This window comes from Rhodococcus sp. T9N (assembly GCF_024436645.1).
GTDB classification, from domain to species: Bacteria; Actinomycetota; Actinomycetes; order Mycobacteriales; family Mycobacteriaceae; genus Rhodococcus_F; species Rhodococcus_F qingshengii.
Genome location: NZ_JAMSKS010000003.1, coordinates 315,470 through 335,565, shown reverse-complemented (window position 1 = coordinate 335,565; position 20,096 = coordinate 315,470). Strand labels below are relative to the sequence as shown.

The following is a 20,096-nucleotide window of genomic DNA, read 5'->3' as shown; positions in this document are numbered from 1 at the left end:
GCTCAGTCGTCGTGGTCGGCTCAGTCGTCGTGGTCGGCTCAGTCGTCGTGGTCGGCTCAGTCGTCGTGGTCGGTGTCGGAATTACGGTCGTGCCGCAGTTGTGACGGTGACAATGCCAGCCATAGTTGCCGTTGCCGTTGTTGCCGCCACCGTTGCCGTTGTTGCCGCCACCGTTGCCGTTGTTGCCGTTGTGACCGCCACCGTTGCCGTTGTTATTGCCACCGTTGTTGCCGTAATTGCCGTTTCCATTGCCGTTGTTGCCACCACCGCTGTTGCCGCCAGGTTGGGCGGCGACGATGGCGGGGAAGACCGATACGGCAAGGACGCCGATACCCATCAGGCACATCACAGCAACAAGCATCATCGCTAGCCGTCGTGGCTGGCTCATCGACATTCCTCCCCGACACATACGTCCGACCTGCGGAAAACTGCGGCAGACTCACCGTGCCTATCGCACCGGACACACCCTCGTTACATTTCCGGCAAACATGTATCCGCCCAAGGATCATCCCTCACTTGGAAGCTCAACGGTCCGGATCAGCGGTCGCAATCGTATGAAACGGCGCACACTCAGATCGAATCTTCGCAATTCGGGCAGGCCCTGAAAATGCAGGAAAGGGTCGTTCAACTTTCGTTGAAAGACCCTTTTCGCTGGTACTTCTTGGTGGAGCTGAGGGGAATCGAACCCCTGACCTCTTCGATGCGAACGAAGCGCGCTACCAACTGCGCCACAGCCCCGTGCCACCGCCTCAGCGGTGCTCGGCAACTCTAACAGGAACGAATACTCCCGTTGGAATCACCCGACACGAACTTTCGGCCCGACGAGATCGGCCCAGAAGATCACTGACCGGACGCGCGACGCATCTCGGTGTGCCTGATCTCTTCTTCGTAGTGATCCAGGTGATCGAACACCGGATCTTCGTCGTCGACCTCGAGGACAACCGCTCCTGGCCGACGCAGTCGCGCCGGAATCAGGCGAAGCTCTTCGTCGGTGTGCGATTCGACTCCGAGTCGCGATCGGTTGAGGCGTTCGGTACGACGGCGGCGAATCTCTTGCTCGATCCGAACCTGCCGACGCAAGTACGCCATGTACCCGCCGAGGCCGCACACGGTCAGCGCAAACAACCACCACACCATCGGCGAGATGATCAATGCGAGAGCGCCCGAGAGAATCGCGACGAACGCAAGTCCCAGCAATGTCCGCTGACGGAATGCATACCGCGCCTCCCGGGCGATGGCATCCGCTTCGGGGTCGAATCCGCCTCGGCCGCGCCGAACCGGAACAAATTCTCCGACCGGTGCACGACCGCCGGCGTAGTCGTCTTCTGCGTGAGTGTCCATCTGGTCCTCCGCGTCGTAGCTGCTGCGCACTGGTTCTGGTTGCCAGTTCGGATCGCTTCGATGTCCTGCTGCCGGCCCGCGCTGAACAGGGTTGCTGTCGCCGCGGTGGAGTACTCGAGTCGCGAGTGCCGCGTCACTCGTCTGCCGGATCCTGGGGCGCTTGTTGACAAGCATCGGCACCAGGACGAACAGCCACACGGCCACCAGCCCGATCCACACGAATGAGCTAGGCATGCCGCGGCCTCCTCCCGATCACCTACCAGCACCTATGCCAGCCGTTGACGAGTCAAGGTTAACGGCCGACGCCCTCGCATCGTTGCCGACGCGCCGAACCCCACCATACTCATGTGTCACACGCGTACCGAACTGAACTTCCGGTTCAGTCCCAAAAGTCTCAAGTTCTGGTTGAATCAAAAACCACATTTTCCCGCCCGAAAGTAGGACTACTCAGCGGTAACTGCTGTTTAGCTCGCGTTTCTCACGCTTCTGGCGCCGTCTTCGTCACACCCACGAAGCGCGTCCGGACCGCACCAATCTGTCGACGACGGTGGTGGGTACTTCCTCGATGGTCATTCCGACCAGAAGATGATCACGCCATTGGCCGTCGACATCGAGGTAGCGCTTGAGAAGACCTTCCTCCCGGAACCCAACATTTCGTAGGACTGCGCGACTCGACGCGTTCTCCGGCCGAACAGTGGCCTCCACTCGATGCAGACCGACCTTCGAGAATGCGTGATCGAGTGTGAGTGCAACGGCAGCTGTGGCTACGCCCCCACCGGTCACGTGCGAGGCGACCCAATAGCCCACCCAGGCGGACCGCAGAGCGCCGCGCACCACATTTCCGATGGTGACCTGCCCGCAGTACTTCCCGTCGAGTTCGATCACCAGGGGAAGGATCCTGCCCTTGCGCGCTTCGGAGCGAAGGTTCCCGCACAGGGACGGCCAGACGGTGATGTGGTGGCGAGCATCCCAGGGCGATTCTCCGGTGGGCTCCCACGGCTCGAGGTGCTCGCGATCGCGAATGCGGAGACGACTCCACACAGCAGCGTCACGGAGCTTCACGGGGCGGACGGTCACCACTCCCGCGGGCACTCGCAGCGGGCCGAGATCTTCCGGCCATCCTGGATGGACTGACATCACACCCCACTCGGGTCGGCGTTACCCACGTTGGGCGAGAAAAGCTACGTCGACTTCTTCACCGATGTGCACTTCGGTGACGTCTCGATCGACCAGAACCAAGCAATTGGCTTCCGCCAAGGTCGCGAGGAGATGTGAGGACGCACCGGGCGCGCCCCCGAGGGCCTGCACCAGGTACTCCCCTGTCGCTTCGTCACGCATCAGCTGACCACGCAGAAAACCCTTGCGATCGGCAATCGACGTGATCGTTCCCACTGTCCGCGCCTTCACTACTCGCCGCATCGGCTGGCGGCGTCCGAGCGCGATTCTGATCAGCGGGCGAACCATGACTTCGAATACCACCAGTGCGCTGACCGGGTTGGACGGTAGGAGAAAGGTCGGAACCTCGTCCCTTCCCAGCTTTCCGAAGCCTTGCACCGATCCCGGATGCATGGCAACGCGCTCCACCTCGAGTGTCCCCAGGTCGGCAAGCGCCTCACGAACCTCGTCGGACGCTCCGCCGCCCACGGCACCGGCGATGACAACGATTTCCGAGCGAATCAGCTGTCCCTCGACTACTTCGCGAAGACGACGAGAGTCGTTGCCTGCGATTCCCACACGGTTGACGTCGGCGCCGGCATCGCGCGCTGCGGCGGCGAGGGCATACGAATTGACGTCGTAAACCTGACCAGGCCCCGGCGTGCGATCCACGTCGACGAGTTCTCCACCGACGCTGATGACGGAGAGGCGCGGACGGGGATGGACGAGTACTTTGTCGCGGCCGACCGCGGCGAGCAACCCGACCTGTGCGGCTCCGATGATGGTGCCTGCCCGAACGGCCACGTCGCCCGGCTGGACGTCGTCGCCTGCACGGCGAACGTAATCGCCCGAACGCACCGGCTCGAAGATCCGAACGCGAGCGCGACCACCGTCGGTGTTCTCGAGGGGAAGAACTGCGTCGGCCAGCGTGGGCAAAGGCGCGCCGGTGTCGACTCGGACGGCCTGGCGAGGTTGCAAGCGGATCGGTTGGCGTGAGCCCGCCGTCACCTCACCGACCACCGGCAAGCTGAGGTCGGTAGGCTCGCCGTCCTCGCCTCGGAGGTCGGCTCCGGCGCCGGCGACATCGACACTGCGAACCGCGTAACCGTCGATGGCAGCTTGATCGAATCCCGGCAATGGGCGTTCGGTCACCACTTCCTCGGCACACAGCAGTCCCTGCGCCTCCGAGATGGCGACCCGAACCGGACGGGGTGCCACTGCAGCAGCGGTAACCCTGGTCTGCTGCTCCTCAACCGACCGCATCTGGTCCGCGTCCTCCTGTGTCTGGAAATTCGGTGATATCCGTCAGCTCATGATGCCTTGCCGCCGAAAAGGGACAAGCACATTGATACTGCGTTATCGGGCGATCAACCACCGTGGCGACACGCTCAGCGGTCGAGCCGATCCGCGAGCCACTTACGCAAGGACGGGCCGTAATCGTCACTGTCGAGTGCCAGGTCCACCGAAGCGCGGAGGTACCCGCCGGGGTTGCCCAGGTCATGACGCGTTCCGCGGTGCACCACCACGTGAACCGGATGGCCCTCGGAAATCAGGAGAGCGATGGCGTCGGTGAGTTGCAACTCACCGCCGGCTCCCGGCTCGATGCGACGAAGTGCGTCGAAGATCGCACGATCGAGCAGATAGCGACCTGCAGCGGCAAAGGTCGACGGCGCGTCTTCCACAGCCGGCTTCTCGACCATGCCGACGACCTTGAGGACGTCGGGATTGACCGCGTCGGGAACGATCTCGACGTCGAAGACGCCGTAAGCGCTGACTGCGTCTTTCGGGACGTCGATTGCACAGAGAACGGACCCGCCGCGCTTGGCCCGAACTCGCGCCATGATCTCCAGGACGCCACGCGGTAGTACGAGATCATCGGGCAGAAGGACCGCGATGGCGTCTTCGTCGTCGTCGAGAACCGACTCGACGCAACCGACTGCATGCCCGAGGCCGAGGGGCTGCTCCTGAATCACGGAGTCGACTTCGAGCAAACCCGGCGCTTTGCGCACCTTCGCCAGGGCAGCGAGTTTTCCGCTTGCTTCCAGCTTGCTTTCGAGCACGAGATCCTCGACGAAGTGGGCAACCACGCCGTCTTTGCCCGGGGACGTCACGATGACGAGCCGCTCGGCTCCCGAGTCCGCAGCTTCACCTGCCACCAGTTCGATACCCGGTGTGTCCACGACCGGCAGCAATTCTTTCGGAACCGTCTTGGTGGCAGGCAGGAAACGCGTACCAAGTCCGGCTGCGGGAACCACGGCCGTACGGAAGGCCCTCGTGCTGCTAGCGACAACGTCTGTCATGCCAACACCTTAGCCGCCGCTTGTTACCGCTCGGTCAGCACGACGAATATCGTTGCGGGGTGACACCTCAGACAAAAGCACAATGGCGACAAATCACACTCGCAGCACGTGATGCAGTCTCCGAGCACACTCGAAACACGGAAACTGCGGCGTTGATCACGCACATACGTTCAGTGATTGTCGACGGCTCGGTCGTCTGTGCGTACGTCCCCACCCGCACCGAACCAGGATCCACCGATTTGCTCGACGCCGTTGCCGAGATCGCTCAGCGTGTACTACTTCCGATCACCGGGGAGCCGGGACCGTTGTCCTGGGTCGAGTACAGCGGCGCGGACGGTTTGCGTCCCGCGAAGTACGGCATTCGGGAGCCTGTCGGACCCGTCCTACCACCGGAAACCCTGTCCGACGTGGAATGCATGCTGATCCCTGCTCTCGCGGTGGATCTTCGCGGAACACGCCTCGGCCGTGGCGCAGGCTTCTACGACCGGACGCTAGGGTCGGTCGGACCACAGACTCGGCTCGTGGCAATTGTCAGAGACTCCGAACTCGTCGAGGCCTTGCCTGCCGACGACCACGACATTCCCATGGGCTGGGCATTGACGCCAAGCGGCGGTCTCACGCAACTCAAAGGCGATTGATCTGCGGGAATAGATCCCTGATTAGCGCTGTTGGCACTGTCACTTGTAGAGTGCTAAAGGCTGCGGTGTAAATACGCGGCTGCTCGAACATCACAGTGCGGAGGAAGCCCGGTGCCCACCTACTCATACGCATGTACGGAATGTGACAACCGTTTCGACATCGTCCAGTCCTTCAGCGAAGATTCGCTGACGGTCTGCCCAGCTTGCTCAGGCAAGCTCCGCAAGCTGTTCAACTCTGTTGGCATCGTGTTCAAGGGCAGCGGCTTCTACCGCACCGACAGCCGCGGCGGCTCCGGGACTGCGAGCGAGCCCGCCAAGAGTGATTCGGCACCCGCTGCGAAGTCCGAGTCCAAGTCGGACTCCTCTTCGACATCGAGTTCGTCGACCAGCACGCCGGCGCCCGCAAAGGCTGCCGCGAGCTGATTTCCACAACCTCCGGGTTGTCCACAGGTTCACATTGTTAGGGCCGGAAGCACCGCTTCCGGCCCTAACGTGCATGAATGCCGTCAGTACGTTCTCGTTCGCCGAGGCGCTCCCATCCATTGCGCGCCCAGCTCGATCTCACGCCGAACACCTTCGATCGCGTCGTCGAACTGACACGCGGCACACGGTTTCGCTCAGCGACCGTCCGCAAGATCGCAGCGGTCGTCCTGGCCACACTCGGCGTTGTTCTCTTCTTTCGAGGCGATCCCGCGACTGACACCGTCGCCGTAGTTGTCTCGAGCCGCGATCTCACTCCGGGGCAGGTGATTGCGGATTCGGACGTCGAGGTCCGCGAGATCGACTCGAAACAACTTCCCGAAGGAGTTGTCTCCGACACCGACCTGGTAGTCGGGAGAACCGTTGCCGGCCCGATTCGCTCCGGAGAAACCGTCACCGACGTGCGCGTTCTCAGCCCACGGCTGGCCGGGTTGTCGGTAGGAACCGACGACGCCCGCATCGTCCCCGTCCGATTGGCCGATGCGGCCGTCGCGGACATGTTGCGCAGCGGGGACGTCGTCGACGTCCTGACCGTCGGCCCTGACACATCCCGCCCAGACACACCCCACCCCGACACACCCAACGAATCAGTTGCAGACAAGGCCCCACAAATTCTTGCGGCAGGAGCGGTAGTCGCGTTGGTCACCACGTCGGAAAGTACACGTAACCAGCAGGAACAGGTGATTTTGCTGGCCCTGCCGACACCAGCAGCCAACGTCGTAGCCGCGGCATCTCTGTCCAATGCGATCACCGTGACATTCCGCTGACCGCACAAAGCGTCCGAAGCTCCTCTAGGATTTTTCCAGTCGGTTCGGTATCAACGGACCATCTGGCACTTGCCATCGGAGACTCGAGGGGACACCGACATGCTCAAGGGATTCAAGGACTTCCTGCTTCGCGGAAACGTGCTCGACCTGGCCGTCGCAGTGGTCATCGGCGCGGCCTTCACCGCCATCGTGACTGCCTTCACCAGCAATATCATCAACCCACTTGTCGCTTCGATTGGCGGAGCCAACGAATACGGGTGGGGCATTCAGCTGACGGGTAACTCCGCTGAGACGTTCCTGAACTTCGGTGCGGTCGTCACCGCGATCATCAACTTCATCATCATCGCAGCGGTCGTCTACTTCGTGCTGATCGTCCCTGCGAATGCGGCGAAGAAGAAGTTCGTCTCCGAGCCCGAGGACAAGGAAGCCAGCGAAACCGATCTGCTCATCCAGATCCGCGACATCCTCTCGGCCAATGCCGGTGGCGCCGACACGGGAGCGCACGCCAAGTCTCTCGAATAGGCAGTGCCCACAGATCAAATCATGCCCTCGGACAATTGTCCGGGGGCCTGATTTACTTCTCAACCGCCGTGGTGCGGGGGCCGCTGACTGCGCAGCCAGTCGTCGTCCGAGGACCGCGAGGATCCTTCGGGACCCCGCTCGTCCGACGTCGTCTCGGGAAAGACGTCCCCGAAGATGCGCGCCAGGCGCTTCTTGTCGACTGACGGCTTCTTCGGGGTATCTGGTTGCTCCGACAAGCTGTCTCAGCCCTCGAGGCTGGACAGCTCGGCGATCACGTGACTCGCCAAAGCCGTCAGGGTTGCCATGCCGTCGCGAATTGCCGGCCTGGTCGACGCCAGATTGGCTACCACGGTGCTTCCCGAAACCCCGACGAGGCCGCGGGACAAGCCTGCTTCGAGCGATCCGGCCGAAAGACCGGAAGCACGAAGTGCTTCGGCAATTCCCGGGATCTCGCGATCGAGAACCTCAGCGGTCACGTCAGGAGTGACGTCACGCGGGGATACCCCGGTACCGCCGACCGAGATGACGAGGTCGACGCCACCGATGACTGCGGTGTTGAGAGCGTTGCGGATCTCCACTTCGTCGGCGGCGACGGCGACCGTCGCATCGACGAGAAAACCCGCTTCGTTCAGCAGTTCCGTGACCAGTGGACCGATGGAGTCGGTGTTGTCGCCGTGGGCTGTGCGATCGTCGACGATGACGACCAGAGCGCGGCCGGCCGATGTGGCTTCGAGTTCCATGACTCCTACCGTAGTGTCCGATCCCGACGCCGTTGCGATCTGGCCGAAGATCGGGTCGATCGTCTGCTGATCGCCGAACATCATCGGCCGCCCTGCGCTGCCGCGGTTCCCAACGTGACGTCGACGGTCTTGGTCTGCCCGCCGTCGCTGTACGTGATCGAGACCTTGTCGCCGGGAGCATGTGAACGCACTGCCGCGATCAGCGAATCACCATCTGCGACAACACGATCGTCGACCTTGGTGATGACTGCACCCTTCGGGATACCGGCCTTGGCGGCCGGCCCGTCAGCAGTGACATCCATGACGGTTGCGCCGTCGGCGTTGTCCTGCGACGGCACGGTCACGCCGATCATGGCCTGAGTCGCCTTGCCGGTCTTGATCAGTTCGTCGGCGACGCGGCGTGCCTGATCGATCGGGATGGCGAAACCAAGTCCGATCGAACCGCCTTGGGTACCCGACGACGCTCCGAGCGAGGCGATCGCCGTGTTGATGCCGATCAGCTGGCCGTCCATGTTGACGAGGGCGCCACCGGAGTTGCCGGGGTTGATCGCTGCGTCGGTCTGCAGAGCGTCGATGACGGTGTTCTGGTTGCCGGACTCGCCGCTCGTGGAGACCGGGCGATCGAGTGCGGAGATGATGCCTTCGGTGACCGTGCCGGCCAGGCCGAGCGGGGACCCGACGGCAACCACCTGCTGTCCGACCTGGACGTCGCCGGAGTTGCCGAGATCGATGGGCGTGAGGTCGTTGCGACCGTCGACCTTGATGACGGCGATGTCGGAGACGGGGTCGGCACCGACCAGAGTGGCCGAGGCCTTGGTTCCGTCGGAGAACGCAACGCGAAGTTGCGCTCCCTGTGCGCCGGCAACGTGGTTGTTGGTCAGAATCAGACCGTCGGAGGACAGGATGACACCGGAGCCCTCACCGCCCTGTCCCTGCGCGGTGGCCACCTCGATCTGCACGACGCTGGGCACGACCTTCGAGGCAACGGCCTGAACCGAGCCGGCGGGAGCGTTGGACGTGTTGGTCGCAGTGGGCTTCGGAGCGTTCAGAGAGTTGGTGACCGTCGCGGTTCCACCGTTGCGGTCCGCGACGACGGCGCCGACCACGCCACCGACACCACCACTGACCAGGACCAGGGCGAGAGCGCCGGCAACCAGCGCCATGCGTCCCGACTTCGGCTTGGTGGTGGTCGAACCGGAGTTCGGCCCCTGCAGCGGTGCGGGGATCTGGTTGTGGCCGCCGCCCGGGCCGTTCGGACCGCCGGGGCCACCAGGGTTGGGTGCGCCGTACGGGGCGCTCTGCTGGTACGCGGCCTCATGGGCACCGTGCGGGTGGCCGAAAGCCTGCGTGGGCTGCTGCTGTGCCTGCCCGAAGGCTTCGGTGGGCCTGCCTTCAGTGGGTCGGGCTTCGGCGGGTCGGGCGAACGACTCGGTCGGCTGGTACGGCTGCTGAGGCGCCTGCCCCTGAGGCTGCTGCGGCGGCACGGGAGGCTGTGCCTGAGGTGCTGTCGGCTGTGCCTGAGGTGCTGTCGGCTGCGCCTGGGTGGTGGGCTCGCTGTTGGGCTGCTCGGGCCGGGTCGGCCCGACGTTACGGTCCTCGGTCATCGGCTCGCTTTCGTCTACGGTGACCACCGGACGGGCAGTCACAACTGTTCTGCCGACAATGCTGCCTTGCGCTGCTGAGAAGGCGCTGAGACGTGCCTGTCACTTTACCCAGAGTTCGACGTGAAAAACCGGTGTTGTCGGTTCGGCCCGAAAGACTTTCGGGCCGAACGCATTAAGCCGTGACGTCAGTCACCGAAGCGCGGGACCAACGGTCTACAGAACACGCTACTCGGCACTCGGCCCCGGTTCACCGGGAAGCACGATACGAACAAGCGCTCCCCCACGATCGGATTCGTCGATCGCGATGGTGCCGCCGTGCTTGACGACGACCTGACGCACAATCGCAAGTCCCAGACCCGATCCCGGCATCGAACGTGCCGCAGTCGACCGGTAGAAACGATCGAACACCAACTCCCGATCCTCCTCCGGAATGCCAGGTCCCGCATCACTTACGGTCAATTCCAACAATCCTTGACCCACCGGTCGCATTTCGACGCGTACCTGTTCGCCCTTCGGACTCCACTTCGCAGCGTTGTCGAGGACGTTCAGCACGGCACGCGACAGGCCCGCTTGATCTCCGTAGACGTACCACGGAGTGGTGACCGCCTCAAACTCGATTTCGTTGCGCCTGCGCCGCGCTCGTTCGAGCGCACGCTCGACGACGTCGCTGACGTCGACGCGCTCGTACACGGTTTCGGGTGCGTCTTCACGGGCCAGGTCGACGAGGTCGCCGACCAGAGTCGAGAGTTCCTCGATCTGCGCGACGACGTCGGCACGAAGTTCTGCCATGTCCTCGTCGGGAATCTGCGGCGCACCGGGGCGACTGGACGCGATCAGCAATTCCATGTTGGTGCGCAACGAAGTCAACGGCGTCCGCAACTCGTGTCCGGCGTCCGCAACGAGGCGCGACTGACGCTCACGGGACTCGGCGAGCGCCCGCAGCATCGTGTTGAAACTCTCTGTCAGGCGCGCCAATTCGTCGCTGCCGGTAACGGGGATCTGCGTCAGATCGTCGGTCCGAGCGACTCGTTCGGTGGCAGCAGTCAGCCTGGCAATAGGTCGTAAACCGGTGCGGCCCACGGTAGTACCCGCCACCGCCGCAAGTATGACGCCACACCCGCCGACCACGAAGAGCACCCAGGCCAGACGGTCCAGTACCGCAACGGTCGGCGCGAGCCGCTGACCGATCACCAAAGTGCTTCCGTCATGGGTTCGTTGAGCCAGCACTCGCTGACCGTCGACGGTTCGCAGCGAGGAATCCGATTCGCCACGCGCTACGGCGTCTTCGGCTTCACCGATCGGCACGTCGGAACCGGGCGGCTGGTACGTGCTCAGGTCCGAGAAGATCAGGGCCACACTGATGTCGGTGGTGTACAGCGTCGCACCGGAGATGTAGCGAGGATCGAATCGCACGACATTGCTGTCGATCAGCACCGCTGCCCTGGTACGCAACTGGTGATCGACGTCCGCGTAGAGCGCACGCGAAACCACCGCGTAGGCAGCGATCGCCATGACTGCGACGGCAATGGCCACCACCGACGCGGCGAGCAGCGTCACACGCCAACGCAATGACACCGAACGGGTCAGCGGCATCGGCGGGCGCATTTCGACGGACGCTTGGGTGGTGGAGGATTTCTTCGGTTCGGCGTTCTTGCCGAACGGAGCGGTGATCACGGAGGCGTCTCCCGCAGGACGTAGCCGACTCCGCGGACGGTGTGGATCAACCTCGGTTCGCCGTCGGCTTCCGTCTTGCGACGCAGGTAGCCGACATACACCTCGAGGGCATTGCCGGACGTCGGGAAGTCGTATCCCCACACTTCTTCGAGAATGCGTCCACGGGTCAGCACGCGGCGTGGGTTGGCCATGAGCATTTCGAGGAGGGAGAACTCGGTGCGCGTCAGGCTGATCGATCGTTCGCCGCGCTTGACCTCACGGGTGACCGGGTCGAGGGTGAGGTCCTCGAACGCCATCATTTCGGAATCGGCGTCCAGATCGGGCGCGGTGCGGCGAAGTAGTGCACGCAACCTGGCAAGCAACTCTTCCAAAGCGAAGGGCTTGGGCAGGTAGTCGTCCGCTCCGGCATCGAGACCGGCCACTCGCTCGCTGACCGAATCGCGGGCGGTGAGCACGAGGATGGGCAGGTCGTCGCCGGCACTGCGAAGACGACGGCACACTTCGAGTCCGTCGAGTCGCGGCATCATGACGTCGAGCACGACGGCGTCGGGCCGGTTGGCGAGGATCTTCTCGAGTGCGTCGAGCCCGTCGACCGCGAGCTCGACCGTGTAGCCGTTGAAGCTGAGCGACCGCCGAAGCGACTCGCGAACCGCCCGGTCGTCGTCGACCACCAAAATACGCATACCGACAGTTTGGACTGAAGTGCTGAGATGCGGCTGAGAGGGTCCGATTCCGGCCTCCGGCGTGTCGCGGTCAGTCCCGGGTTCGCCTCGGCCCGGGCAGGCTCCAATGACGCCATAACGCAAGCAGTCTGAACACCGCGGCGAACGCTGTGCCGCACACCAGCGCGGCGTTGGTGGACAGTCCGGCTTGCGAGACTGTGACCACCAACGCAGCGCCGAGCAGTGCGGGAACCGCGTACAGGTCCTTGTGCAGGAGCAGTGGCACCTCGTTGACGAGAACGTCGCGGATCACGCCGCCGCCGATCGCCGCGGTCGCACCGATCAACGTCGCTGCCAGCGAACTGGCGTTGTTGTCCAGCGCGATGACGGCGCCGGTGCTCGCGAACAAGCCCATCCCCAGTGCGTCGAGCGCCAGGATTTCACGACGCAGTCGATTGAGCGGCTCGTGGAGGTAGAACACGGCGAGTGAGGTGGCGGCGGCCGTTCCGAAGTACGGCCAACTGCTCAGAGAGCTGGGCGGATGGACGCCGAGGAGAACGTCGCGGACGATACCGCCGCCGATGCCGGTGAACACACCCACCGAGCACACCCCGAAGATGTCGAGTCGCTTGGTGACGCCCACCAGGGCACCCGAGGCCGCGAACGCCACGATGCCCACCAGTTCGAGGATCCTCAGCAGCACCGGCCAAGGATCGCACGGTCAGATGCGGCTCGGGTCGATCACCCCGAGTCGAACTGCTTTGACCAGTCGCCGAGGGACTCGGTGGGTCTGGCCGAAGGCTGTGACCTCGACCAGATCGGGCGCCGTCGCCTTCCACTGGGCACGACGGCTGCGCGTGTTGGAACGGGACATCTTCCGCTTGGGAACGGCCATCAGAGTGCCTTGCGCTTTCCGTAGCGCCGCTCGAACTTCTCGACGCGTCCGGCGGTGTCCATCACACGTTGCGCTCCGGTCCAGAACGGGTGAGAGTCGCTCGTGACGTCGACGACCAGCAGCGGGTACGTGCCACCATCTTCCCATTCGACGGTGCGCTCACTCGTCACGGTCGATCGGGTCAGGAAGCTCTTGCCGGTGCTGGCGTCCTGGAAGACCACCGGGTGGTAGTCGGGGTGCATCTGCTTCTTCATTCGTTTCCCTCTCGCGTTGATTCGGTTTCGGCATAAGGTGATTCGGATTCGTCACACGGGTCTTCGTGAAACTCGCCGAACGGGTCTTCCCACGTTGCCCACGACGCTTCGTCCGCCAATTCGTCGTCGGTGACCAAGGCGTGCTGCAGTGTTCGGTCGATCTCGAGCGGGTTCGCACCGCATGTGAGAACGACCATCGAGGTGTCGCGATCACCGAAACGTTCGTCCCATTTCAGGGCCGCGAGTGCACGGCGTTCAGCTGGAACGCGGTCTCGTTCCTCCGGCGTCATCGCGGCAAGCCAGGTGTCCGCGCTGGCAACTCGCAGGCCACCGCCCGCCGATTCGAGCCAGAGCGCTTCACCCGGTTGCGTCGCCACCCAGACTCGTCCGCGGGAGTACACGACGCCTTCGAGCAGGACGTCGATCGCCTCGTGCAGACGACCGGGGTGGAACGGCCGGTTCGCGGTGAACTCGACGAGCATCACTCCGCCGTCGTCGTCGAGCGGCGGCTGGCGACGCAACAGCGGTGAGTGAGCGTCGGCCAGTTCACCGCGTCGCGCATCCGCAGGCACCTCGAGGAGTAGTGCCTCGATGTCGTCTCCCTCATCGAAGACGGGTACCCGTGGAGCGATGCGCGCGAGAACCGCGTTCAAGCGGGACCGCTGCCAGCCGTCGAGCGCATCGGACCCGCGTAGGACGAGCGCGTCGGCGAAGTCGACCTGCCCGACGACGACCTGAGCCAGGGTGCGGTCGTCGTCGAGAGCTTCGTCGCCGGTGGCGTCTGCCAGCCAGGTCGCCGCGTCGATGCACGTCACTACGGCGTCGACGCGGACGTCCCGCTGCGCCGGTCCGTCCAGTTGGCCGACGACGCCGGTCACGACGACGTGCTCGATCGCCCAGCACAGCGCCTCGGGCTCGAGTTGCCGGTCCAACAGCAACACGATCCGCTGCACCGAACTGTGCGAGTGAAGCCGGCGCAGGAGCGGCAGCAAGTCTTCGCGCAGGGTGCAGGAGACGCAGCCGTGCGCGAGCTCGAGGATCGTCTCGCGCTCGGACACAGTGCCGGCAGACCCGGCACTCCCGGTCATCGAGGTGACCGTCCGCCGGACCACCCCTTCACGGACGTGGCTCAGGTCGTGGTGGACCAGAACAGTTCCGGTTCTCAGCAACGCTCGTGCGGTGTGTGGGGTGGATTCGCTCATGCCGGCGACCAGGACCAGCGGAGTCCTGCCGTCCAAGATCGTGTTCACAGCGGGCCTTTCTGGGAATGATTGTCATTACCGAGGTTGAACGGTACATTGATCTCACCGCATTGTCGAAAATGATTGTCATCTGCAAGTTGAAAGGAACACCCATGTCGGCTCACTGCCAAGTGACCGGACGTGTGCCGGGGTTCGGAAAATCCGTCTCGCACTCTCACAAGCGTTCGAACCGTCGCTGGAACCCGAACATCCAGCGCAAGACCTACCTCCTGCCCAGCGAGGGGCGTCGCATCACACTCACGCTCTCGACCAAGGGCATCAAGACGATCGACCGCGACGGCATCGAATCCGTCGTCGCCCGGATCCGCGCGCGCGGCGAGAAGGTCTGAGCAGATGGCACGCAACGAGATCCGCCCGATCGTGAAACTCAAGTCCACCGCGGGCACCGGGTACACGTACGTGACCCGCAAGAACCGTCGTAACGACCCCGATCGACTCGTACTGAAGAAGTACGACCCAGTGCTGCGAAAGCACGTCGATTTCCGAGAAGAGAAGTAGGCATGGCCAAGAAGTCGAAGATCGCGAAGAACAACCAGCGACGGGTCGTCGTCGAGCGGTACGCGGAGCAGCGGTCCGCTCTCAAGGAGACGATCCGCTCCCCGAAAAGCTCGGCAGAGGAGCGCGCGAAGGCCCAAGCGACCCTGCAACGTCTACCACGCGACGCCAGTCCGGTACGATTGCGCAATCGAGACGCTGCGGATGGACGTCCGCGCGGCCACCTGCGGAAGTTCGGGCTCTCCCGGATTCGCGTGCGAGAAATGGCGCACCGTGGGGAACTGCCTGGCGTACACAAGTCGAGCTGGTAAGGAAGTCGGATGGCAGTCAAGCGTTCACCGTCGAAGAAGCCACGCCCCGTAGAGGGTCGTAAGCCCAAGAAGAACCCGTTGTTCGCAGCGAAGATCACGCATGTCGATTACAAGGACATCAACTTGCTTCGCACGTTCATCTCGGACCGCGGCAAGATCCGCAGCCGTCGCGTCACGGGCCTGACCCCGCAGCAGCAGCGTCAGGTCGCCGTTGCAGTGAAGAACGCACGCGAAATGGCGTTGCTCCCCTTCACCGCCGCCCGGTAGTCATACGTGCTCAGTAGTCACACGTAGAAGTACCGAAGAGGTCGCGCAGTCACTCGACTGCGCGGCCTTTTTGTTGCCCTGACTAAGATTTTCCCGAAGTCGTTCATTCCAGTCGAGAGGTGCCCGCAGCGTGTCGGGAGTTGTTGCGGGTTTCACCGTAATTTTTGTTGTCATCGCGGTCGGGTATCTCCTCGGCCGTCTCGGCACCCTCGGTAGCCAAGGACAGTTCGTTCTCGGTCGACTCGTCTTCTTCGTCGCGACGCCTGCCCTGCTGTTCACCACCCTCGCGTCGTCCGATCTTTCGGTGATCTTCTCGCCGACGCTCGCCGTTGCGTCGGCTACTGCCTTTGCCGTCGGCGCTCTGTACGTCGTCGTCGCAAAGATCTGGCTCAACCGGCCGCTACCCGAACTGACCATCGGCGCGCTGTCGGCTTCGTACGTGAATTCAGCCAACCTCGGAATCCCGATCGCGGTGTTCGTGCTCGGCGATGCCACGTTCGTCGCGCCGCTCCTGCTCTTCCAGATCGTCGTGTACTCCCCGATCGCCTTGACGATCCTCGATCTGACGGCCCTTCGCGGCGCGGATGCCGAGAAGCTCTCGTTGATCGACACCGTCACCGCCCCGTTCAAGAATCCGATCGTGCTCGCGGGCGCTGCGGGGTTGATCGTCGCGTTGATCGGTTGGGTACCGCCCCGGCCGCTGATGCAGCCTTTCGAATTGATCGGCGCGACGTCGGTACCCGGTGCGCTGTTGGCATTCGGGCTCTCGCTCTACGGCGTGCGGGTGCTGGAGAAGGGCTCGAGTCCACGCCGCGACGTCGCGCTGGCGTCGACGCTCAAGATCGTGGTCCAACCTGTGCTGGCCTATCTGATGGCGCATTTCCTCCTCGACATCGACGGTCATCAGTTGTTCGCCATCGTGGTCGTCTCGACGTTGCCGACGGCGCAGAACGTCTTCATCTACGCAAGCCGCTATCGGCGCGGAATGGTCCTCGCCCGAGACAGTGCCTTTGTCACCACTTTGGCGTCAATTCCGGCAATTGCGCTGGTCACAGCGCTACTCGCTTGAGCAGGGTTACGGTGGATTCATGCGTGTACTAACCCTCGCCGTTCTGGCCTGCCTTGCTGTGGCCGGATGCTCCGTCGGGGCCCAGACCATGGGGCCGGTTGCCGCACCGAATCCGATGGCGGCCAACGAAGCAAGTCCCGCCGACTGGTCGCTCGGAACCCCCGTTCCCGACGAGGTCGACGACAGCGAGATGGGCACGGAGTTCGACAGCCGCACCGACATCGTGGGTGCGACGGCCACGATGTTCGAATCGTGGTCCGAGGTCGACGATCACACGGTGGCCGTCCACTTCGTGACCGGCACTCCGGAGTGCTACGGCGCGTACGCAACCGTCGAAGAGACCGATACGACGGTGATCGTCACGCTCCGAACCGGGGCACTGCCCGAGGCCGCGGACAAGATGTGCATTCTGGTTGCCGTGTTCGGCAGCTTGGATGTCCCGCTGAGCCGACCGCTCGGCGATCGTCACGTCATCAACGGCTAGCTGCGCGCCTAAACGGCACAATTTCGACGATCGAACACGCCGTTTCGTCAGGTGTGGTGTGCGTCTCCTCGGGACAGACTGAAAACCGACACCCGTTCACTCGCTCGTCGGCAGCTTTCGACTCGAGCGGTGCTCAACATGAAGGAGCTCGCAAGTGCCTACTCTCCAGAGAGACGTTGCAATCGTCGGTGCCGGCCCCTCTGGCCTGGCAGCTGCAACCGCGCTGCGCAAGGCCGGTTTGACCGTCGCTGTGATCGAAGCGCGCGACCGCGTCGGCGGCCGCACGTGGACCGACACCATCGACGGAGCAGTTCTGGAAATCGGCGGCCAGTGGGTCTCCCCCGACCAGACCGCGCTGATCTCCTTGCTCGACGAACTCGGCCTGAAAACTTTCGAGCGCTACCGCGAGGGCGAGTCCGTCTACATCTCGTCGGCAGGTGAGCGGACGCAGTACACGGGTGATTCCTTCCCCACGAACGACACCACAAAGAAGGAGATGGACCGTCTCATCGACGAGATGGACGATCTCGCAGCACAGATCGGCGCCGAGGAACCGTGGGCACATCCCCTCGCCCGCGATCTCGACACAGTCTCCTTCAAGCAGTGGCTGATCAATCAGTCCGACGACGCCGAGGCACGTGACAACATCGGCCTCTTCATCGCCGGTGGCATGCTCACCAAGCCCGCCCACTCGTTCTCTGCCCTGCAGGCCGTACTCATGGCCGCTTCCGCAGGTTCGTTCTCCCACCTTGTCGACGAGGACTTCATTCTCGACAAGCGAGTGATCGGCGGAATGCAGCAGGTATCGATCCGCATGGCGGAGGCCCTCGGTGACGACGTCTTCCTCAACGCACCCGTGCGAACGGTGAAGTGGAACGAATCCGGTGCAACGGTGTTGGCGGACGGCGATGTTCGCGTCGAGGCAAGCCGAGTGATCCTGGCCGTACCGCCCAACCTCTACTCCCGAATCTCGTACGATCCCCCGCTGCCGCGTCGTCAGCACCAGATGCACCAGCACCAGTCCCTCGGCCTCGTCATCAAGGTTCACGCGGTGTACGAGACGCCTTTCTGGCGCGAAGACGGCCTCTCCGGCACCGGCTTCGGCGCGTCCGAGGTAGTGCAGGAGGTGTACGACAACACCAACCACGAGGACGATCGCGGCACCCTGGTCGCGTTCGTCTCCGACGAGAAGGCCGACGCGATGTTCGAGCTTTCCGTCGAGGAGCGTAAGGCCACGATTCTGGCCTCACTTGCCCGCTATCTCGGCCCGAAGGCCGAAGAGCCGGTTGTGTACTACGAATCCGACTGGGGCTCGGAGGAATGGACCCGCGGTGCGTATGCAGCGAGCTTCGACCTCGGAGGCCTGCACCGCTACGGCGCGGATTCCCGCACGCCCGTCGGCCCGATTCACTTCTCGTGCTCCGACATTGCGGCCGAGGGGTACCAGCACGTCGACGGTGCCGTTCGGATGGGTCAGCGAACCGCAGCCGACATCATCGCTCGCAGCAAGGCCTGACGGCCGCTTTGCCAAGTCTCGATCATTGCCCGGCAGTCACGATTGCCGGGCAATGATCGAGAGCAGTAGTTCGGCCCGAACCCTGGCCACTTCCAGCCGACAGTCGATCAGGCTCTCCACCTTCGCCATTCGGCTCCGCAGTGTGTGCCGGTGAACGCCCATCGTGATGGCGGCCGCTTCCCAGTGTCCGTTGGCCTCGAGAAATGCCCGCAGCGACGCCAGCAGTTCGGTGCCGTTGTCACGGTCGTAGTCCTCGATCGGTGTGATCATCGTTTCCGCCAGCGTGTTGAGCACTTCACGCGTCGAATCGAAAGACAGCAGCACACTTCCGGTCAGAGCTGCGAATTCCAAAGGCTCGCCACCGATTTCGGCCGCCGACGCACACAGCTGGGACTGTTCGACGGCGACCGCCAGCGCAGCGACCACCCGTCGCGCGCTCAAGCCGACACGAAGCGCGCGAAGATCCGACCTCGATACCCCGCCGAGCAGCTCTCGGGCGAACTCGACGTCGTCGGTTCCACGCAGCAGCACCGTGACGCGAGTGTCGTTGATCCGCGAGAACAACTGCCGCCCCGCCTTGTTCATGAACTCGGCAATCTCGGCTCCGACGCGTCCCGCTACGTCGGACGTGTCGGTAAGAACTGTCAATCCTCGGATCATTCCCTCACCGTCGGCGGCCTGCCTGATCTGTTGCCACGCCGGCGCCGGGTCGCGATCCTCGGTGAGCAGCAGCCCGAGGGCGTGCGAATTCAACTGATCCTGAGTAGCACGCAGACGCGCGGGTTTCTCGAAGTCCAACGCCAACAACGAGTTCGCGTGACCGAGCAGTATCTGATCGACGTAGCTGAGCGCCGAAGCACTGATCACCGCCAGGTATCCGTACGGCGTTCGCCCGACGCTGATCTGCTGCACCGCGATCGACGCTCCAGACCTTGCGAGCGTCACGCTACTGGAGGCACCGCCCCCGAGAGTTGCTCGCAGTTCGTCGATCACGTCGTCCGTCGGCAGTTGAGGTGAGCTCTCGAGAACTCTTCCGGCGACGTCGAGAAGAAGCACCGTCGCCGAAGTCGCGATCGCCAGTTCACGCACGGTCGCAGCCGTTCCGCCGGAAATGACGGCACGCGTCATCCGCGGTTGCGCCCGCGACGCCCGGAGGACCGCTTCGTATTCCTGCTCTGCCAACCGGCTCATCACACGCTTGACGACGGCAGCAAACGGCGTCGGCAGCGGCACCTCGATCAGCGGGAGTCCGATCTCGTCGGCGACGGCCACCAGATCGGCCGGGACCTCGGGGTACGAGAGCCCGGTACCGAATCCCACCGCCGCCACTCCCGCCGCGTCGAGCATCCGGAGATAGCGGCCGCGCTTTTGCTGAGTGGACGGCAATCGGATGCCGGTGGTGAGGATGAATTCGCCGCCGGTCAACCATCGAAACGGGTCGAGCAGCTCCGTGGCGTGCGCAAATGTGATTTCGCGACCGACACCCTGGGCGCCACCTTTGAGTTCCAGCGCGAGATCCGGCTGCGCCAACATCCACCGCACAGCGATCGTCATGGGCAGGACTGTACAACTCGGTGCGTCGGCGATCAAAGATTTCACCTTTTTGGCAGCTGCCTTTACTTGTGAGTCAGCGCACACTTGCTCACACACGCCCCACAAA

General features: G+C 63.6%; 26 protein-coding genes and 1 tRNA gene. 12 read left to right on the top strand and 15 right to left on the bottom strand.

What is annotated here, in order from left to right; genetic code table 11:
- Positions 1 to 106 precede the first annotated feature (106 nt).
- Positions 107 to 370 carry a hypothetical protein gene (locus M1L53_RS08040; protein WP_155277927.1) on the top strand — a complete coding sequence of 88 codons (264 nt, stop codon included), beginning with the start codon at positions 107 to 109 and terminating at the stop codon, positions 368 to 370.
- A 292-nt stretch (positions 371 to 662) separates the two neighbouring features.
- On the opposite strand, the gene M1L53_RS08035 is transcribed toward M1L53_RS08040, so the two are convergent.
- From M1L53_RS08035 to M1L53_RS08015, 5 genes are all read right to left on the bottom strand, one after another.
- Positions 663 to 738: transfer RNA gene (locus M1L53_RS08035), tRNA-Ala, on the bottom strand.
- 102 nt (positions 739 to 840) lie between these two features.
- On the bottom strand, positions 841 to 1,575 hold the full coding sequence (glpR, locus tag M1L53_RS08030; RefSeq protein WP_007727521.1) for a gephyrin-like molybdotransferase receptor GlpR: 735 nt from the start codon (positions 1,573 to 1,575) through the stop codon (positions 841 to 843).
- Positions 1,576 to 1,842: 267 nt separating this feature from the next.
- On the bottom strand, positions 1,843 to 2,478 hold the full coding sequence (locus M1L53_RS08025) for a GNAT family N-acetyltransferase (RefSeq protein ID WP_007727523.1): 636 nt from the start codon (positions 2,476 to 2,478) through the stop codon (positions 1,843 to 1,845).
- 21 nt (positions 2,479 to 2,499) lie between these two features.
- Entirely contained in the window at positions 2,500 to 3,759 is a 1,260-nt protein-coding gene (gene glp / locus M1L53_RS08020; RefSeq protein ID WP_003946353.1) for a gephyrin-like molybdotransferase Glp, read from the bottom strand.
- Positions 3,760 to 3,884: 125 nt separating this feature from the next.
- Entirely contained in the window at positions 3,885 to 4,796 is a 912-nt protein-coding gene (locus tag M1L53_RS08015; protein ID WP_003946415.1) for a UTP--glucose-1-phosphate uridylyltransferase, read from the bottom strand.
- 59 nt (positions 4,797 to 4,855) lie between these two features.
- Here M1L53_RS08015 and M1L53_RS08010 point away from each other — a divergent pair, with 59 nt between their 5' ends.
- The 4 genes from M1L53_RS08010 to mscL all read left to right on the top strand — a co-directional run bounded on the left by M1L53_RS08010 (position 4,856) and on the right by mscL (position 7,203).
- Positions 4,856 to 5,434, top strand: a complete 579-nt coding sequence (locus tag M1L53_RS08010) for a 5-formyltetrahydrofolate cyclo-ligase (protein WP_054188808.1) — start codon at positions 4,856 to 4,858, stop codon at positions 5,432 to 5,434.
- Between the two features lie 111 nt (positions 5,435 to 5,545).
- Positions 5,546 to 5,857: an FmdB family zinc ribbon protein gene (locus tag M1L53_RS08005; protein ID WP_003946378.1), complete on the top strand. Its 312-nt coding sequence runs from the start codon at positions 5,546 to 5,548 to the stop codon at positions 5,855 to 5,857.
- A 77-nt stretch (positions 5,858 to 5,934) separates the two neighbouring features.
- Positions 5,935 to 6,681: an SAF domain-containing protein gene (locus M1L53_RS08000; RefSeq protein ID WP_065455352.1), complete on the top strand. Its 747-nt coding sequence runs from the start codon at positions 5,935 to 5,937 to the stop codon at positions 6,679 to 6,681.
- Between the two features lie 99 nt (positions 6,682 to 6,780).
- Positions 6,781 to 7,203, top strand: a complete 423-nt coding sequence (gene mscL / locus M1L53_RS07995) for a large conductance mechanosensitive channel protein MscL (RefSeq protein ID WP_054188809.1) — start codon at positions 6,781 to 6,783, stop codon at positions 7,201 to 7,203.
- A gap of 59 nt (positions 7,204 to 7,262) precedes the next feature.
- On the opposite strand, the gene M1L53_RS07990 is transcribed toward mscL, so the two are convergent.
- The 9 genes from M1L53_RS07990 to mrf form a co-directional block, all read right to left on the bottom strand.
- Positions 7,263 to 7,439, bottom strand: a complete 177-nt coding sequence (locus M1L53_RS07990) for a hypothetical protein (protein ID WP_003946347.1) — start codon at positions 7,437 to 7,439, stop codon at positions 7,263 to 7,265.
- 6 nt (positions 7,440 to 7,445) lie between these two features.
- A complete protein-coding gene (locus M1L53_RS07985; RefSeq protein ID WP_176720912.1) occupies positions 7,446 to 7,943 on the bottom strand; it encodes a molybdenum cofactor biosynthesis protein B in 498 nt (165 codons plus the stop codon).
- An 80-nt stretch (positions 7,944 to 8,023) separates the two neighbouring features.
- Positions 8,024 to 9,547 (bottom strand): S1C family serine protease, encoded by a 1,524-nt coding sequence (locus tag M1L53_RS07980; protein ID WP_230587546.1) that lies wholly within the window; start codon positions 9,545 to 9,547, stop codon positions 8,024 to 8,026.
- A gap of 225 nt (positions 9,548 to 9,772) precedes the next feature.
- Positions 9,773 to 11,152 (bottom strand): HAMP domain-containing sensor histidine kinase, encoded by a 1,380-nt coding sequence (locus M1L53_RS07975; protein WP_020908630.1) that lies wholly within the window; start codon positions 11,150 to 11,152, stop codon positions 9,773 to 9,775.
- Positions 11,153 to 11,217: 65 nt separating this feature from the next.
- Positions 11,218 to 11,904: a response regulator transcription factor gene (locus tag M1L53_RS07970; RefSeq protein WP_003946387.1), complete on the bottom strand. Its 687-nt coding sequence runs from the start codon at positions 11,902 to 11,904 to the stop codon at positions 11,218 to 11,220.
- 70 nt (positions 11,905 to 11,974) lie between these two features.
- Positions 11,975 to 12,586 (bottom strand): trimeric intracellular cation channel family protein, encoded by a 612-nt coding sequence (locus M1L53_RS07965; protein WP_003946409.1) that lies wholly within the window; start codon positions 12,584 to 12,586, stop codon positions 11,975 to 11,977.
- Positions 12,587 to 12,604: 18 nt separating this feature from the next.
- The gene (gene rpmF, locus M1L53_RS07960; protein ID WP_007727540.1) at positions 12,605 to 12,778 is read right to left on the bottom strand and encodes a 50S ribosomal protein L32; all 174 of its coding nucleotides are present in this window, start codon (positions 12,776 to 12,778) and stop codon (positions 12,605 to 12,607) included.
- On the bottom strand, positions 12,778 to 13,032 hold the full coding sequence (locus M1L53_RS07955; RefSeq protein ID WP_003946367.1) for a type B 50S ribosomal protein L31: 255 nt from the start codon (positions 13,030 to 13,032) through the stop codon (positions 12,778 to 12,780). Before M1L53_RS07955 ends, rpmF begins: the two co-directional genes overlap by 1 nt.
- Positions 13,029 to 14,282: a ribosome hibernation factor-recruiting GTPase MRF gene (gene mrf / locus M1L53_RS07950; protein WP_003946410.1), complete on the bottom strand. Its 1,254-nt coding sequence runs from the start codon at positions 14,280 to 14,282 to the stop codon at positions 13,029 to 13,031. Before mrf ends, M1L53_RS07955 begins: the two co-directional genes overlap by 4 nt.
- A 104-nt stretch (positions 14,283 to 14,386) precedes the next feature.
- Here mrf and rpmB point away from each other — a divergent pair, with 104 nt between their 5' ends.
- From rpmB to M1L53_RS07915, 7 genes are all read left to right on the top strand, one after another.
- Positions 14,387 to 14,623, top strand: a complete 237-nt coding sequence (rpmB, locus tag M1L53_RS07945) for a 50S ribosomal protein L28 (protein ID WP_003946346.1) — start codon at positions 14,387 to 14,389, stop codon at positions 14,621 to 14,623.
- A 4-nt stretch (positions 14,624 to 14,627) separates the two neighbouring features.
- Entirely contained in the window at positions 14,628 to 14,792 is a 165-nt protein-coding gene (gene rpmG, locus M1L53_RS07940; protein WP_003946358.1) for a 50S ribosomal protein L33, read from the top strand.
- A 2-nt stretch (positions 14,793 to 14,794) separates the two neighbouring features.
- Entirely contained in the window at positions 14,795 to 15,100 is a 306-nt protein-coding gene (gene rpsN, locus M1L53_RS07935) for a 30S ribosomal protein S14 (protein WP_003946379.1), read from the top strand.
- Positions 15,101 to 15,109: 9 nt separating this feature from the next.
- Positions 15,110 to 15,367, top strand: a complete 258-nt coding sequence (rpsR, locus tag M1L53_RS07930) for a 30S ribosomal protein S18 (protein ID WP_003946414.1) — start codon at positions 15,110 to 15,112, stop codon at positions 15,365 to 15,367.
- Positions 15,368 to 15,497: 130 nt separating this feature from the next.
- Positions 15,498 to 16,436, top strand: coding sequence for an AEC family transporter (locus M1L53_RS07925; protein WP_007727548.1), 939 nt, complete (start codon positions 15,498 to 15,500; stop codon positions 16,434 to 16,436).
- A 19-nt stretch (positions 16,437 to 16,455) separates the two neighbouring features.
- On the top strand, positions 16,456 to 16,920 hold the full coding sequence (locus tag M1L53_RS07920; protein WP_054188810.1) for a hypothetical protein: 465 nt from the start codon (positions 16,456 to 16,458) through the stop codon (positions 16,918 to 16,920).
- A 154-nt stretch (positions 16,921 to 17,074) separates the two neighbouring features.
- A complete protein-coding gene (locus M1L53_RS07915; protein ID WP_007727552.1) occupies positions 17,075 to 18,436 on the top strand; it encodes an NAD(P)/FAD-dependent oxidoreductase in 1,362 nt (453 codons plus the stop codon).
- Between the two features lie 36 nt (positions 18,437 to 18,472).
- On the opposite strand, the gene M1L53_RS07910 is transcribed toward M1L53_RS07915, so the two are convergent.
- On the bottom strand, positions 18,473 to 19,990 hold the full coding sequence (locus tag M1L53_RS07910; protein WP_054188811.1) for a PucR family transcriptional regulator: 1,518 nt from the start codon (positions 19,988 to 19,990) through the stop codon (positions 18,473 to 18,475).
- Positions 19,991 to 20,096 lie beyond the last annotated feature (106 nt).